Below are 2,013 nucleotides of genomic sequence, written 5' to 3'. Positions count from 1 at the left end.
ACCCTCGTCCCGGCCAGTCAGCAACTGGTGACGCACTTCGCGGCGGTAGCGTTCAACCCAGTGCAGCGCCCGCTCACCTACTGGCAGCAACCGGTCTTTACGGCCCTTGCCCTGCCGAACCAGCAGGGTCTTGCGGCTGGTGTCGGTGTCATAGAGCCCCAGGTTGACCAGCTCCATGCGACGGATACCAGTGCTGTAGAGCAGTTCCAGCATGGCGCGGTCGCGCACGCCGTAGAGGTTTTGGGTGTCCACGGTGGCGAAGAGGCTTTCCACTTCCTCAACGCTCAGTATCTGTTTCGGCAACCCCCGTTGCTGCTTAGGTAGTTCCAGCTCGCTGGCGGGATTAAGAGCAATATAGTTTTCCCGCGCAAGCCATTTGAAAAAGGCCCGCAGTGGTGCCAGCAATGCGTGCTGGCTGCCGTAGCTCAACGGTTCACCGTTGCTCTTACGATAGTAGTAAAGGTGCTTCTGATAGTTTTCCAAAATGGGCCGGGTGATCGCTCTGGGATCATTGAGATCGCGTTCATCACACCAGGCGATAAAGCGCTGCAAGCCTCGGTCGCGGGTGCGGCAGGTTTGCTCACTCAGGCCCCGGACGGCGCTCCATTCGATAAAACGCAGTAAATAGGGGGTCAACCCGTTGTGGCTGATGTCCGGGGTCTGCCGGGGTTTGGGGGCCTTGGCTTTGGCGCGGTGCTGGTTTTTTTTGTACAGGCCACGACGCCAGTGTTTGTTGTAGGCCATGGTTACGACACCCCCTGTTTACACAGCCTGTAAGGCATTTTCGCACTTGGTCCGCGAGGTTTTTGCGCAGGCCCCACCACTGCTGGCTTCCAGCGATTTTTCCACTTCCGCGATAGCCCCGCGTTGGGGCCGCGATGACCCCGCGAACCGGGGGGCTTCACCCCGCGAAGTGACTGTCGTAGCGGTTTTTTTATCGTTGCTTTTGTCATTGTTTTTCCCTCTATTGTGGCCGCCACTTTTCAGCTTGGCGGTATCCAGCAGGCCCATCAGGAAAGCATCCCCGTCCGCCCCTTCGCCCCGATACAGCAGTTCGTATTCGAACGATTGGCCGCGACCGCCGCGATGGACCAACAGGTATTCCATGTCCACCAGGCGCTGGATATGCACCCGCACCTGAGTTTCACTCCAGCCGCAAAGACTGCGCACCTGGCGGCGGCTAAAACGGAAGTCCGCGGACTCGATCTTTTGTTTTTCACACTCGCTGTCCACCAGCTCGGTGATCAGGGTCAGCAGCTTGCGGGTTTGCACCGGCAATTCGTCGAGCGTCTTGCCCAGCACGTCGCTGGCCAGACGGTTGGCGGTGTCGATGTCCTTCAGGGTGACTTCCACATAATCGATCTGCCGATCATTGTGCTGGAGTGTTTGCACTTCCCGTTGGTACTGGTGCAGGAGTGCGATACTGTCGATCAGAGTGAGGTACTTTTCGTGGTCGCGGCGAGTGCGGGTCTTGTCGTCGAGGAAAGTGAGCTGGTCCGCATAAGGATTGATCACCACCAGTGGTTTTAACAGGCGCTGGGCGTTGCGGTGCAATTGGATAATGCGCTCTTTCTCCAACTTGTTATGCAGCCCTTGCAGCGTACGCCGAGCGCGCTGGGCGGCGTGGATGGCCCGAGTCTGTTCGCGACCTTCGTTGACGGTGAGTACCAGGCAGCGATTTAGCAGCTCTTCATCGATGTCGATAGCAGTGGTGGTCATCAACAGCATCACCGGCCCTTCCACTTTGTATTCTCGGGTGATCAGCTGGCCGCTGGCTTCGTCCTTGCCAGTGCTGGCAATAATGACCTGACCTTCCGATTGCAACAGCTTGAGCGCGTAACTGGCATTACTCGCTCCCTCTTCCTCGCTGATCGCCAGTATCTTGTTTTTTAAGTTGGTCTCGCCCATGTAGAACAGGCTCTGCCCGGTCATAGCGGAGTACTGCACCCGTTCATCTTCCGGTATCAGCGCGAGGATGGATTCCATCAACGCACTTTTGCCAGCGGCGCTACT

At 57.7% G+C, this 2,013-nt stretch carries 2 protein-coding genes; both read right to left on the bottom strand.

Annotated elements, in window-relative coordinates:
- A partial coding sequence (locus tag AB1S50_RS19365) for a tyrosine-type recombinase/integrase (RefSeq protein ID WP_367152905.1) occupies positions 1-744 on the bottom strand: 744 nt, incomplete at its 3' end.
- 18 nt (positions 745-762) lie between these two features.
- Positions 763-2,013, bottom strand: a 1,251-nt coding sequence (locus tag AB1S50_RS19360) for a BAR domain-containing protein (protein WP_367152904.1), incomplete at its 5' end; no start/stop codon positions are given.

The organism is Microbulbifer discodermiae (assembly GCF_040742695.1).
Classification (GTDB): Bacteria; Pseudomonadota; Gammaproteobacteria; order Pseudomonadales; family Cellvibrionaceae; genus Microbulbifer.
Note: the sequence above shows the minus strand (reverse complement) of the source record. Positions and strands in the feature narration are given on the sequence as shown.